Source organism: Rhizobium sp. WW_1 (genome assembly GCF_003610155.1).
Lineage (GTDB): Bacteria > Pseudomonadota > Alphaproteobacteria > Rhizobiales > Rhizobiaceae > Rhizobium > Rhizobium tropici_A.
In genome coordinates, this window is record NZ_RAIN01000005.1 from 150,381 (window position 1) to 163,895 (window position 13,515).

A 13,515-nucleotide genomic window follows, 5' to 3' on the forward strand; every position below is an offset into this window, starting at 1 on the left:
AAACGGTTCGGATTGCCGTAGCATTCGGGACAGCAGGCATTGGGAAGGGCGCGAAAAAGTGAAGGTTAACAAGGATTTGCCGGTTGAAGAGCATTCCGGTCCCTTAATGGCGGATGTTGCTCGGCTGGCAGGAGTTGCGATCTCCACCGTAAGCCGGGCACTCGCCAATCCGGGTCGCGTCAACGAGAAGACGCGCGCCAAGATCGATGCGGCCGCAAGGCAGCTCGGCTACACGCCGAATGCCATGGCAAGGGGGCTTCGCGTCGGTAAGTCCAACGTCGTCATGATCATTCTCCCGGGTTCGCTCTATTACGGCGTGTCGCAGGTCATTCCTCAGGTTTTGCAGGGGATAAACCGATCGCTGCGCCAAAATGGTTACCACCTGATGATTGCCAACCTCGATCGTGACGAGGTTTCGGAGCGTCATATCCTCGATCTTGCCTTCGGCGGCACGGTGCGAGGCGCCATCATTCTTTCCTCGGATCTCCCGGTCGACGGCGGCCGTTCACTCAGGGATTCGGCTCTGCCGGTCGTCTCGCTATTGTTCGACATGAGCCATGCGGCTCTGCCGAGTGTCGTGACTAACGACCGGCAAGCCGTTCGCGATTCAACGACGGAACTGATTGCCCTCGGCCACCGGCGCTTCCTTTATCTTGCCGGTCCGCAGGGCAATTATCATGACAATGAACGATATCTGGGCGCCGTCGAGGCGCTTGCCGCTGCTGGTCTGCCCGAGACGGCGATCGTCCGGTCAGGCGGACGTCTCGATTATCAGCATGGCTTCCAGATCGGCGCCGCCGCCGCCACGGAATTCGCCAATCTCATGTCAAAGCCGACGGCCGTCATTGCCACGAGCGATGACATGGCGATTTCCTTCATGAGCTGCGTTCAGCGGATGGGCTGGAAGATTCCGACAGATCTTTCCATCGTGTCCTTCGACGGCGCACCGGTATGCGAATATTCGACACCGCCGCTGTCGACCATCGAACAACCGGTCGAGGAGATGGGGCAAATGGCCGTAAGCTTGCTGATGGAACGAATCGACACACCGGAAAAGGCGACGGCCATGCGTCACGTCATCAAAAGCAAACTCATCCGGCGCGAAAGCTTTGGCCCGGCGCCGTCGAGTGCATAGAGATGATGTGGCATCGTGCCGGCCGGCGTCCCCACAAAGGCGCCGGCAACGCGTGCAGCCTTATGATCATTTCCATTCCCATTGATCAGGCGCGTTTGGCCGGGTTCAAGTCGCCGTTTGCGGGTATGTAGGGCGGCAGTTCCAGGTTGGAGCGGAAATCGTCGCCAACATAATCGGTATCGATGATTGCACGACGCCGCAACTCGGGCAGCAGCCCGTTCACTAGCAGATCCTCCTGGTCGGGATTGCCGAAACCGTGCAGGGAGAGCACATCGAGAATTCCGGCGCGATAGCGCTCCTCGATTGCATCAGCAAGCTGTTCCGGCGTGCCGGCTACCGACCAGTGACCCGTTTCCTGTGCCTGAATGATGAGTTGCCGCAGGGTCAACCCCTCGCGCGCGTAGCGCCGGAAGATTTCGACGCGCCCGCGCCGGCGGTTGATGCTGGTGACATCTGGCAGCAATGCTTCCGGCAGGGGCTCGTCGAGCGGCAGTTCGGAAAGATCAAGATCGCCGCCGAGCATATCTGCCAGTTTCAGCCGTCCTTGCTCGTAGTCGATCCGCTCGTGCTTTTCCTTCAGCCGTCGCGCGACATCCGCATCCGATTCTCCGATGATGGCGTGGAACGAATTCATGATGAAGGGGAGGCCCGTCGCACGGCCGAAGCTTGCCGCACGGCGCCGCAACTCCGTCGCAAAGGCGATGGCGTCATCGAGCTTGGGCTGGGATGTGTAGACCACTTCGGCATAGCGCGCGCCGACGGTCACGCCTGCCTCGGATTGTCCAGCCTGAAACTGGACGGGGCGGCCCTGCGGCAAAGGCGGCACGTTGAGGGGGCCGTCGACCTTGAAATGCTTGCCGCGATAGTTGATCGGATGGAATTTCGCCGGATCGATGCCAATCGCGCCGGACGCCTTCCGCTCGGCGGCATTGCCTTCGTTGGCATCATAAAGCGCATTGACGATCTCGATGAATTCCGCAGCCCGCTCGTAGCGCTCTTCCGGACTTGGCAGGGTCTCGCCGAAATTCTCTTCACCAACCGAGGAGGTCACGGCGTTCCAGCCGGCGCGTCCGCCGCTTGCATGGTCGAGTGTGCCGATCTGGCGCGCCAGATTGTAGGGATAGTGAAAAGTGGTGGAAACGGTAGCGATCAGGCCGATGTGGGACGTTACCTGGCTCAAGGCGGCAAGTGCAATGATCGGCTCCTGGATGCCGGCGGTTCCGGCAAGTCCCGCGGGGTCGATGTGGAGCAGGTCCGCCGTGAACAGTCCGGTGATCTTTTCCGCTTCAGCCTTACGGGCAAGTTCGACGGCACGCTTGATGCCGATGACGGGACTTGCGTCGTTTGCGGCGGAAATGACACTGCTTGCTCCGGTCAATGTCTTCAGGCGTCGGGGACGATTGTGGGTCATTGCGAATTTCCTTGATCGTTTAAAATTCTGGTCTGTGCCGGTGTTTGAATTGTGCGTCTCACGGCAAAGCCGGAACGGCTTCCAGCAGCGTGCGCGTGTAGCTGTGATGTGGACTGGTGAAGACATCTGCCACGGCGCCGGCTTCGACGATGCGCCCCTCCTTCATCACCAGAACTCGGTCCGTCAGGTGATGGACGACGCCGAGGTCGTGTGAGATGAAGAGCAGTGAGGTTCCGGATGCAGCCTGAAGCTCCGCCAGAAGGTCGAGCACCTGCGCCTGCACCGATACGTCGAGTGCGCTGACCGGCTCGTCGGCGACGAGAAGCCGCGGGCGCGGTGCAAATGCGCGTGCGATTGCGATGCGTTGGCGCTGACCGCCGGAAAGTTCGCGGGGATGGCGCTTCAGGAAGGCGTCGCTGAGGCGGACCGCATCCAGCACCTCTCGTACCCGCTCTCGGCGCGCTGCGCCGAAGATGCCGGCGCTATCGAGGCTTTCGCCGATGATTTTCTCGACCGTGTAGCGGGGATCGAAGGAACTGAGCGCGTCCTGCGCGATAAGCTGCATGTTGGAGCGCCGGGCGCGACGCGCATGTTCCGGGATATTGCTCCAGCCGCCGCCGTCAAGGCGCACCGATCCTTGATCCGGTTCCATCAAGCCGAGAACGATTTTTGCCACCGTCGTTTTGCCGGAGCCGGATTCGCCGACGATGCCGAGGGCTTCACCGGCTGCGAGGTCGAAGGAGACATCGTTGACGGCAAAGATACCGCCCGAGCCGCCATAGCGCTTGACGAGATTGCGAGCCGACAGAATGTGATTGTGACGATCGATCGTCTTTGCGGGCAGGGGGACGCGTTGCCGCGTATTTGGCGGGAGCGCGGCGAACGGCTTCTCGGTGCTGGTGCTTGTCATGGGCGCGGATGACAGCCGGAATCCCTTGGAGGCGGCTGAAGGCACGGCATCCAGCAACTGCCGCGTATAGGGGTCGCGAGGTCTCTTTAGGATCTGTTCGGTCGGACCCTCCTCGACAATCCGGCCGTTGTTCATGACGAGGACGCGATCGGCGAGATGGGAGACGACGGCGAGATCGTGGCTGATCAGAAGAAGCGTGTGGCCGCCCTTGCGCCGTTCGAGAAGCAGGTCGAGGATCTGCTTTTGAACCGTCGCATCCAACGCAGTCGTCGGCTCGTCGGCAATTAACAATGACGGGCGTCGGGCTACGGCCGTCGCGATAAGGGTGCGCTGGCGAAGACCGCCGGAAAGCTGGTGCGGGTATTGCTGTAGTCGTCGATCCGGATCGGGAATGCCGACCGACTGCAGCAGCAGGCGGCTGTCTTCGTGTCGGTTGGGTCGGCGAAAGAGACTGCGCCCGCCGAAGGCGTCGGATAGCTGCTGCGAAATCCGTCTCAGCGGATCGAGGGAGACGAGCGCATCCTGCAGAACGAAGCCGATCTTTTCGCCGCGAAGGCGCTGCCATTGCCTTTCATCGAAGCCGCGGACATCGGTTCCGTCGATATCGAAACGATCAGCACTCACAATTGCATTTGGGCCGGCGAGGCCGATGATGGAGCGGGCCGTCACCGATTTGCCGGAGCCGGATTCTCCGACAAGGGCAACTGTTTCGCCCTTGTCGATCGTCAGATCGATGCCGTGGACGACTTTGTCGTCGTGGCCATCTCGGCGAAAGCCGATTGTCAGGTTTCGAATGTCGAGAACCGGGGTCACGACGGCCTCCTGCCTTCAAATGCGAGCTGCCAGCGTCTTCCAAAGACGCTTATGGAAATGACCGTCAACGTAATGGCGAGGCCTGGCCAGACGCCGATCCACCAAGCAACGCGCAGATAGTTGCGGGCCTCCGCCAGCATCGCTCCCCATTCCGGTGCGGGCGGCTGCGGCCCCATGCCGAGGAAGCTTAGTCCCGCGGCCTGTATGATGGTCGTGCCGAGGCCGATCGTCGCGAGGATGGGTACCTGTGCCAGGGCATGGGGCAGGATATGGCGGGCCACAAGTACGCTGCGCCTCAGGCCGAACGTCCTTGCCTGCTCCACATAACCGCTTTTGGCGATCACGAAGGTCTGTGCGCGCACGACCCTGGCAAAGCGTGGCACCGAGGCAACGCCGAGCGCGAAGATAAGGTTGATCGTGCCAGGTCCGGTAAAGGAAATCAGCACGAGAGCCAAAAGCAGATCGGGGAACGATGAAATCACGTCGAGAAAACGCGAGATAGCTTCGTCGATGAGACCACGGGCAAGACCCGACAGGAGGCCTAGAAGAGCGCCGGCGATTGCGGCGATGGCAACGGCGCTGACGCCGATAAGGATGGAGTAACGCGCACCATAAATGACGCGCGCGAAGACATCTCTTCCCAGATGATCCGTACCGAACCAGTGTTCTGTCGACGGCGGCAGCTGCGCCTGTAAGGGATCGGCAGCAATCGGATTGGTAGTGGTGAGAACTTGCGGCCAGATGGTTGCGATCGCTACCAGCAACAGGAAAATCGCGGAAACAGTAAGACCCGGACTTGAGAGCCGCGCACGCAGTCGCGGCTGATGCCGACCGGCTTCTCGCTCTGAGGGGGAGGAGACGCTCAATGGCCCGCCTCCAGGTTGCGATTGCGCAGGCGAGGATCGAGTAGCAGATAAAGCACATCCACCAATGTGCTGAGGGCGACGTAGACGAAGGCTGAAAGGATGGCGACGGCGAGCACGACGGGGAGGTCGTGCGCCAGCACGGCATCGACCGTAATCCGCCCCAGCCCGGGCCGGCCGAATACCGCTTCGGTGATGACCGCGCCGGACAACAGATTGCCGACGAGCCAACCGGCAAGCGTCACGGCGGGAAGTGCGGCATGACGCAAACCGTGGCGCAGCTTCAGCACGAAATCATTGGCGCCCCAGCTCTTCACCGTCAGCATGAAGGGTTCTTCCAGTGCCCGTTCGAGCCCTTCTCGCAGCACCTGTCCGATAACGGCGCCGAGTGACAGGCCCAGAGACAAGGCCGGCAGGACCAGCGCCGAGAACGTCCGGTCGCCGGCGACGGGAAAGAGCTTCAAGGTGAAGGAGAATATGAATAGGAGCACAATGCCGAGCCAGAAGGACGGCGTCGAGATCAGGATGAGTTCAACGCCGCCGGCAATGCTGCGTGGCAGGCGCTTGCCAGCGGTCAGCAGGGCGCTGGTGACGGCAAAGACCACGGCGACGAAGAGGGCGGCCGCAGTCAGCTTCAATGTCGGCAACATCTGCGACAAGACGAGGCCCGAGACATCCGTTTGCAGGATATAGGAGCGTCCGAAATCGCCATGCAGGACACGCAGGAGATAGGTCAGGTATTGCGTCAATAGCGGCTTGTCCAAGCCCCATTCGAGGCGGATGGCGGCTTCCACCTCCGGTGTGCGCAGCTGCTCTCCGATCAAGAGGCTGACAATATCGCCCGGCGCGAGATGAATGCTGATGAAGCTCAACGTTATCGCCGCCCATAGAACCGCGATGGCGGAGCCGATCCGCACCAGGATCTGTGATGCGAGGCTGTTGCGCCTCAGCCGGCGTCTGCGCGAAAGCCAATCCGATGCGGTCTGGTCGAAGGCCGTTGTATTGTCAGCAGTCATGATCTGTCGTTCCTCCACTGTCCCCGGCCTCCACTGTCCCGAGCTGTCGCCGGGGACGCGTTGACAATACGGTTCACTCGCTGCGCCAGATGTCGTAGGCGCTCTCCGGCAATTGCTTGAAGGGTCTGAAGCTGATGCCCTTCACATAGCTTGCCGCCGCCACCTGGTCCTCAGGTTCGTAGAGCGGCAGGGCATAGCTCTGATCGAGAATGGCGAAGCGCTGCAGCTTCGAATAGAGATCGAAGCGCTTCTTCTGGTCCAGCGTCGAGGCGGCTTCATTCAGCCACTGGGCAAGTTCCGGCGCAAAGGCACGGCTGTAGTTGATGCTGCCGCCCTTATCGAGGGGTAGGTAATGATATTCGATGTCGATCGCATCCGTCGGCGTATTGGAATTGGCGATCGAGCCGAACTGACCGGTCTTGCGCCGATCGGTATAGGTACCTGCGTCCACGAAGACGATCTTGAGATCGATGCCGGCGTTCTGGCGTGCCTGCGCCTGCAGGGCCTGTAGCAGCACGTCGCGCTGATCGCGCACCGTCGCCTGCGCCTGGATGACCTCGATGGTCAGCCGCTTGCCGTCCTTTGTCCTGAAGCCGTCGGCATCCCGCGCGGTCCAGCCCGCCTCGTCAAGAAGTGTGTTTGCGACCTTGGGATCTGGCTTGTATGCCGCCTCGATGCTCTTGTCGTAGAACTGCGGATCGATCGGCGATGTGATGCCCCAAGCGCGGGTGCGTTCGCCGCGATAGACGGCTTTCAGCACCGCATCGACGTCGATTGCGGCGATCAGGGCCTTGCGTACCTTGAGATCCTGGGTTGGGCCCCAGGTGACATTGAGGAACAATGAATAGGGCGTACCGGTGTTAAGAGCCGTCTGGTAGCTGAAGTCCGGATTGCCCTTGAAAAGGCTGGCATCATTGCCGGCGATCCCCTCGATCACGTCGACCTGGCCGGACGAGAGAGCACCGGTCCTGACTGAAGATTCGGAGAGAAAACGATAGGTCACCTCATCCAGATAGGCTGGTCCCTGATGAGCTGATGTCTTGGGTGCCCAGTTGTAAGCCGGATTCTTGACGAACTGAATGTCCTGCCCCTTGGCGTAGCGCTTGAGGATGAAGGGGCCGGTTCCTGCAATCTCCGGTCCGCCGGATTTCAGCTGCGTCGAATTGAAGGCCGCGGGCGAAAGGATCTCCAGGCTGGTGGCATAGTCGAGAAAGGGGGCGTAGACCTGGTTCAATGTGAAGGAGACGGTGTGGTCGTCCAGCGCCTTCGCGCCGATGATGCGGGAAACCGGGCCGGCGCTCACGCTGCCGCTATAGGCGGCATCCTTGAGCTTGGTGAAATTGGTGATGACGGCCTGCGCATCGAGCTTCTGTCCATCGGTAAAGCTCACATCGTCGCGCAACTTGAACGTATATGTCTTGCCGTCGTCGGAAATCTTGTATTCGGTTGCAAGCCAGGGAAGGTAGCCGCCATCGGCGCTGCGCGCCAGCAGTGACTCGTAGGAGTTTCGCAGCAGCAGCTTGGTCTTATCCTGCCCGTTGAGTTGCGGATTGAGCGTGGCCGGCTCCGTCTCGACGCCCCATGTCAGCTTGCCGCCGCTGACCGGTGTGCCGTCGGCCGCCAGTGAAATGCCTGACAGCATGGAGGCCGCAAGGGTAACGGCGGTCAGGCTCAGAAAATGTCTGCGAATAAGCATTTATCGATATCTCCTTTTGAAAAACCTTTGGGAATCCAACTCAGACCTGTTGTTGGAGCCAGACGTCGTAGGCGTTTTCGGGTAGGCGCTTGAACGGGCGAAAGCCGACACCCTTGACTGCGGCCGATGCAGCGATTTGATCGTCCGGAACATAGAGCGGCAGTCCGAGTGCCTGCTCCTGAAGCGCGAAACGCTGCAGCGCCGAGTAGATCTCGAAGCGCTTCTTGGCGTCGAGCGTCGAGGCGGCCTCGGCAAGCCAAGTCGATATTTCAGACGCCACGGTGCGGCTGTAGTTGATTGATCCACCCTTTTCGCGCGGCAGATAATGAAAATAGAGGGTGAGGCCGTTTTCCTGCGCCGTGGTCGAGTTCGGAATGATGCCGTATTGGCCGTCGTTCTGTCGGTTCACATAGGTGCCGGCGTCGACATAGCGCAAGACAATATCGATGCCGGCGTTCTGACGTGCCTGCGCCTGAACAGCCTCGAGAAGAACATCGCGCTGATCGCGCAACGTCGCCTGCGACTGCACGATCTCGATTGTCAGCCGCTTGCCGTCTTTCGTGCGGATGCCATCGCCGTCTCTTTGCGACCAGCCGGCCGCGTCGAGCAGTTTGTTTGCCAAATCCGCATCAAAGCCGTAGCTGCCCTCAATGCTCTTGTCGTAGAAATCGGTGTCGGCGGGCGTCAGTACTCCCCATGCCCGCTTGCGTTCGCCGCGATAGACGGACTGGATGATCTGTTCCACATCGATCGCTGCAAGCAGGGCCTTGCGTATCTGTAGGTCGCTCGTGGGCTCCTTGGCGACATTCAGGTAAAGCGTATAGGGAGTGCCGGTATTCAACGCGCTTTGATAGGTGAAATCCGGATCGTCACGGAAGAGTGCCGCGTCATTGCCGGAAATACCTTCGATGACGTGTACTTGGCCGGAGCTCAGGGCACCGGTGCGAACCGCGGATTCGGGCAGGAAGCGATACACGACCTCATCGAGATAGGCAGGGCCTTGATGCCCGGCATTGGCCGGGGCCCAATTGTAGGCGCGATTTTTGACGAAGCGGATTTCCTGGCCTTTGACATAGCGGTCGAGAATGAAAGGGCCAGTGCCCGCGATTGCGGGGCCGCCCGCCTTCAGCTGTGGGGATGAGAACGACTTCGGAGAAATGATCTCGATGCTGCTGGCGCCGTCGAGGAAGGGCGCGTAGACGTCGTTAAGCGCAAGCACGACCGTATGGGCATCGCGTGCCGTCGCCCCGGCGATGTGGGAGACGTGACCTGCACTGATGCTGCCCGAATAGAGCGGCTCCTTCAGTTTCAGGAAATTCATTACGACGGCCGCCGCGTCGAATGCCTCTCCGTCACTGAAGGTTACGTCCTCGCGGAGGTTGAACGTATAGGTCCTGCCGTCTTCAGAGATCGAATAGTCTTTTGCCAGCCACGGTGCATAGCCGCCATCGGCCGAGCGGGCGAGAAGGCATTCATAGGCATTGCGTAGAACCAGCTTCGCCTTGGCCTGACCGTTCAAATGCGGGTTAAGCGTGGATGGTTCCGTCTCTACACCCCAGGTCAGAGATCCGCCGTGAACGGGCGCTTCGTCCGCGCGCGTCCGCGAAGGTTTCAGCCCGAGCGACAATGAGAGCGCTGCGATCCCTGAGCTCTTCAGAAATTTCCGCCGGTTGACCACTGTGTGCTTCCTATCCGATCTCGGTCTGGCTGAGGATCAGGCTGCGGCCGCGTTGCGCGTACCGGCCAGCAGTTCGATGGTGCTCAGCCGGTGCGCGCCCTCGGAAACCGGGCAGTCAATGATAAATTCATCGATGCCGAACCGGTCGTGCAGGCGCTGCAGCTCCAAATGAACGTCGGCTGGCGTTCCGCGAAGAACGCGCGGGCTTCTTTCTTCGATCCGATAGTCGGTCGCGCCTGCCTGGCGGGCATATTCGAGCGCCTGCTCGTGGCTTCCGACATTGACGTTTTGGCCGCCCTTGATTTCCAGGTGAAATCGCCGTGTGTCGCCCAGGAACCTATCGGCGATGGCGGCTGTTTGCGCCGTGATGACACTGATAGCGAGCACTGCGATCTTGCCGCCCGCCTGCCGATAGGCAGTCAGAGATTGCGCGATTGCCGCATCGTCACCGTGGATATGGCCCGCATAGACGAAGCCCCAGCCCAGACGAGCAGCCAGTCTCGCGCTGTCCGGGCTCGCCCCGAGCAGGAAGCGGCCGGGTGGCTCGTCGGGAGCTGGAAAGGCCGCGAGCTCCTCGATGGTGCTTTCAATATCGTGTTCATGACGCAGGAAGCCATCCAGCTCGGTCAGCTGCGCTTCGAATGACGGTTTGCGCGAGGGGTCGTATGCCTTCTGGAGGGCGGCGGTCGAAAGCGGAAAGCCGCCGGGTGCCTTGCCCACCCCAAGGTCGACACGGCCCGGCGCCAGAGCGGCAAGGAGATTGAAGTTCTCTGCGACCTTGTAGGCACTGTAGTGCTGCAGCATCACGCCGCCGGACCCTATCCGGATGCGGCGCGTATGCGCCAGCAGATGGCTGATCAGAATCTCTGGGGACGAACTTGCGAGCTTGGGTGAATTGTGATGCTCAGCCACCCAGAAACGCCGGTACCCGAGATCTTCGGCTCGTCTGGCGAGCGCCAAACTGCGCTGTAACGCTTGCGAGGCGGGCTCGGAGCCATCGATCGGGCTCTTGTCGAGAAAACTCAGGGCGTAAGACATCTGTCCTCTTGCGGGTTATCAGTATGATCAGTCTTTATAATCTATATTTTTAATAGATTAATTGATCGAGCAATGATGTTTTAATCGACGACTGCACAATGAAAGATCATCCCGCGCCAGGCCCCGCGCAGAACATGCATCCTGCCGAACCGGGGATTGAGCATTGGTGGCGGAGCAGCCGGCAGGGCTCAACGAGCGCCGGGGACAGATCGCGCAAGTCCGTTGCGGATTGAGTTGAAGACCTGTGGCGCGCACCGGCGAGCACGGGGCCTTGTTGCGCTTGCCTTGATCGGAATCAGGGGGTACGTTGCAAAGACCCTGGCGCCTTCCACTCCCACTGCGGAGCCCTGAACTCCTCAAGCGGGTACGATCCGCGTGCAGGGAGTCGGCGTGTATCCATTGCCGACAATCCGATAGGCAAAGGAACAAAGGGGCTTACGGAGTGCTTCTAGCGGGTGGCGCGATCAAATCGATTAAAATATTAAAATCGATTTAAATACGTTGAACTTGTTCGTATTTCTTTGAATTTCGCTTTATCCGCCCTAGACAGCACCGAGGTGTTCTGGTCGTTATTGCCGCCAACTCAACTCATGAACCAGCGGGTTTCGAAAAACGGTAACGATCAAACGCTAAGCCATCGAAGCTGAAAAACTTCGCACACTATAGTTCACGTTTCCACCACCACGCGCCCTAAAGAGTTTAGGGTAAAATCAGGAATGTTACGGGGAGAAAGCATGGTCGACGCTAAGCAGATGGCGCAGATGTCCGAGAAGAAGGGTTTCATCGCCGCCCTTGATCAGAGCGGCGGTTCCACTCCAGGCGCCTTGCGTCTCTATGGGATAGCAGATTCCGCATATAGCGGCGACGAGGAGATGTTCCGTCTGATGCACGAGATGCGCGTGCGCATCATGACGGCGCCCAGCTTTTCCGGAGACAAAGTCATCGGCGCCATCCTGTTCGAAAAGACCATGGATGGGGAGGCACAGGGCAAGCCGGTGCCTTCCTACCTGTGGGAAGATCGCGGTGTGGTGCCCTTTCTCAAGGTCGACAAGGGGCTGGCGGCCGAGGAAAACGGCGTCCAGCTGATGAAGCCGATGCCCGATCTCGACATCTTGCTCGCCCGCGCGGTGAAAAAGGGGATCTTCGGCACCAAGATGCGGTCGGTGATCGCCAATGCCGATAAGGCCGGCATTGCTGCCGTCGTGAAGCAGCAGTTCGAGGTTGGGCGGCAGATTCTGGGCCACGGCCTCATTCCGATCATTGAGCCGGAAGTCTCGATCAAGAGCCCGACGAAGCAGGAGGCGGAAGCCATTCTGAGGGACGAGATCACCAAGGAACTCGACGCTTTGCCGTCGGGCACGAAGGTCATGCTGAAGCTGACTATTCCGACGGTTGCGGATTTCTACGCGCCTCTCATCGCCCATAAGGCGGTCGCCCGCGTTGTGGCGCTGTCTGGCGGCTATAGCCGTGCCGAAGCTTGCGAAAAGCTGAGCCACAACCATGGCATGATCGCCAGCTTCTCGCGCGCTCTGACCGAGGATCTTCGCGTCACGATGAGCGATGCCGAGTTCGACGCGAGCCTTGCTGCCACGATCGACCAAATCTATGCCGGCAGCGTGACGAAGGTCTGAGTTCGAAGCCGTGATATCGCCGCAACGTCGACGATATCACGGCATTCCCGACGCGATCGCAAGGCGATAGCCCGCTCACTTGAGCGAAGCAATTCCTGTATGGGCGGCGTTCGCCGTCGCGGATGATAAACTAGTTTCGTGTCAGCTTGCCACGAAGCTGATGGCCACGAGGCCGCCCCCCCTTTTCTCATCGGAATTCTGCGGTAAATATTGCCTAGCTCAAAAAGCAGGATTCGATATGGACGAGATGGTCGAGCAGCTGCTGCGTCTTTGTGCGACCAGTTCGACGCTCATCGCAGTCTATGACAGCGAGGATCGCTTGCGATACGCGAACGATGCATTTCGCCTCGCCTTTTTCATCGATCCCGATGAGACGCCGCTATGGCCGGACCTGATGCGGCGCAACTTCGAACTCGGCCGGGGGACGGTCATTCGTTCGAGCGATTTCGACGGGTGGCTACGGTCGACGCAGTCGCGTCGCGGAAAGATCGGCTATCGAGCCTTCGAAACGGATCTGACCGATGGTCGCTGGCTCTGGATGACAGAGACCGTGCAGAAAAATGGCTGGATGCTGTGCGTTGCAAGCGAAATAACGACGTTGCGCGCCGGCGACCGAAGCGTCCGGCAAGATCGCGATCAGGCCATCAGGGCTTCTCAAACTGACGAACTGACTGGGGTCGCTAACCGCCGTTTCGTCATGGCGCGCGTCGACGATATGTTGATTGGCGCCAGGGATGGTGGCGCCGGATGTCTTGCCGTATTCGATATCGATAATTTCAAGCTGATCAACGATAGGCACGGCCATGACGCCGGAGATCTCGTTCTGCGGGATTTTGCGCATCGGCTTCATCAGTATGTGCGGCGTACCGACTGCTTCGGGCGGGTTGGCGGCGAGGAGTTCGTGCTGGTCATGCCGGGCACGGGGCTTCAGGATGCAATCGAACTCACGGAACGGATGTTGACGACGATCCGGTTTTCCCGCCCGCTCCCCAACTCACCGGATTTTGGCTACACCTGTTCTGCCGGCATTGCTGCCTGTATTGAGACAGACAGCGCGCCAGATCTGTACCGACGCGCCGACCAAGCTCTCTATGCTGCCAAGCTTAGCGGCCGTGATCGTGTTCGCGCTGCTTGAAATGTCGACACATATCAGGCACATCGCCTTGCTTCTCGACGATGGCGATAGGCAGGCCCATCAACCGATCGGCATATGCGATAAATGGCGCTTCCATTTCGCGGCATGCGTTGGTTTTGCCGCTTTTATGATGAGCAGTTGAGATCATGGCCAAAACTGGCTATCTGCCCGTCTGTCCAATTCGCAAAC

At 59.9% G+C, this 13,515-nt stretch carries 10 protein-coding genes; 3 read left to right on the forward strand and 7 right to left on the reverse strand.

Annotated features, from left to right (window positions below):
- Positions 1 to 58 precede the first annotated feature (58 nt).
- Positions 59 to 1,135 (forward strand): LacI family DNA-binding transcriptional regulator, encoded by a 1,077-nt coding sequence (locus tag BJ928_RS16475; RefSeq protein WP_047631419.1) that lies wholly within the window; start codon positions 59 to 61, stop codon positions 1,133 to 1,135.
- Between the two features lie 85 nt (positions 1,136 to 1,220).
- On the opposite strand, the gene BJ928_RS16480 is transcribed toward BJ928_RS16475, so the two are convergent.
- The 7 genes from BJ928_RS16480 to BJ928_RS16510 all read right to left on the reverse strand — a co-directional run bounded on the left by BJ928_RS16480 (position 1,221) and on the right by BJ928_RS16510 (position 10,560).
- On the reverse strand, positions 1,221 to 2,546 hold the full coding sequence (locus BJ928_RS16480) for an NtaA/DmoA family FMN-dependent monooxygenase (RefSeq protein ID WP_047631417.1): 1,326 nt from the start codon (positions 2,544 to 2,546) through the stop codon (positions 1,221 to 1,223).
- Positions 2,547 to 2,604: 58 nt separating this feature from the next.
- Positions 2,605 to 4,269, reverse strand: a complete 1,665-nt coding sequence (locus BJ928_RS16485) for an ABC transporter ATP-binding protein (protein WP_047631415.1) — start codon at positions 4,267 to 4,269, stop codon at positions 2,605 to 2,607.
- On the reverse strand, positions 4,266 to 5,135 hold the full coding sequence (locus BJ928_RS16490; protein WP_052227669.1) for an ABC transporter permease: 870 nt from the start codon (positions 5,133 to 5,135) through the stop codon (positions 4,266 to 4,268). Before BJ928_RS16490 ends, BJ928_RS16485 begins: the two co-directional genes overlap by 4 nt.
- A complete protein-coding gene (locus tag BJ928_RS16495) occupies positions 5,132 to 6,148 on the reverse strand; it encodes an ABC transporter permease (protein WP_047631414.1) in 1,017 nt (338 codons plus the stop codon). Before BJ928_RS16495 ends, BJ928_RS16490 begins: the two co-directional genes overlap by 4 nt.
- A 73-nt stretch (positions 6,149 to 6,221) precedes the next feature.
- Positions 6,222 to 7,844, reverse strand: coding sequence for an ABC transporter substrate-binding protein (locus BJ928_RS16500; RefSeq protein WP_047631412.1), 1,623 nt, complete (start codon positions 7,842 to 7,844; stop codon positions 6,222 to 6,224).
- Between the two features lie 40 nt (positions 7,845 to 7,884).
- Positions 7,885 to 9,522: an ABC transporter substrate-binding protein gene (locus BJ928_RS16505; protein WP_047631410.1), complete on the reverse strand. Its 1,638-nt coding sequence runs from the start codon at positions 9,520 to 9,522 to the stop codon at positions 7,885 to 7,887.
- A 36-nt stretch (positions 9,523 to 9,558) separates the two neighbouring features.
- A complete protein-coding gene (locus tag BJ928_RS16510) occupies positions 9,559 to 10,560 on the reverse strand; it encodes an LLM class flavin-dependent oxidoreductase (RefSeq protein WP_047631408.1) in 1,002 nt (333 codons plus the stop codon).
- Between the two features lie 734 nt (positions 10,561 to 11,294).
- Between BJ928_RS16510 and BJ928_RS16515 the strand changes: the two genes are divergently transcribed.
- Positions 11,295 to 12,191, forward strand: a complete 897-nt coding sequence (locus BJ928_RS16515) for a fructose bisphosphate aldolase (RefSeq protein WP_047631406.1) — start codon at positions 11,295 to 11,297, stop codon at positions 12,189 to 12,191.
- A 238-nt stretch (positions 12,192 to 12,429) separates the two neighbouring features.
- On the forward strand, positions 12,430 to 13,326 hold the full coding sequence (locus BJ928_RS16520) for a GGDEF domain-containing protein (protein ID WP_047631405.1): 897 nt from the start codon (positions 12,430 to 12,432) through the stop codon (positions 13,324 to 13,326).
- Positions 13,327 to 13,515 lie beyond the last annotated feature (189 nt).